The 319-nt window shown below is 63.3% G+C and carries 1 pseudogene; it reads right to left on the bottom strand.

The window, feature by feature from the left end:
* Positions 1–319, bottom strand: a pseudogene (locus tag SB772_RS39770) (sugar ABC transporter ATP-binding protein); the annotation flags it as partial.

Genomic DNA, 319 nt, shown 5'->3' with positions numbered 1-319 from the left:
CTGCGGTCAATCCCGAAGAGAATGCGGGCAAGCTCGGTGCGGCCGGAGCCAACAAGGCCGGCAAGGCCTAGGATCTCGCCATAACGGATGTCGAGATTGACGGTTCTGGCAGGATAGGCGGCAGAACGAATGTCTGTAGTCTTCAGGGCGACCTTACCTGGCGCCCGTTGCGGTTCGGCGTCCCTCGCCGTGAGCGCGCGCCCGATCATCAGCTTGACCATCTGATCGTGGTTGATCTCGCCTTTGGCGAGTGTGCCGGCCAGCGTCCCATCCCTGAGAACGACCACCCGGTCTGCAACGCGCTCGACCTCGTGCAGGC

The sequence above is a fragment of the Paraburkholderia sp. SIMBA_030 genome (genome assembly GCF_046535245.1).
In the GTDB taxonomy this organism is placed as follows: domain Bacteria; phylum Pseudomonadota; class Gammaproteobacteria; order Burkholderiales; family Burkholderiaceae; genus Paraburkholderia.
This window is presented reverse-complemented; position numbering and strand designations above follow the sequence as displayed.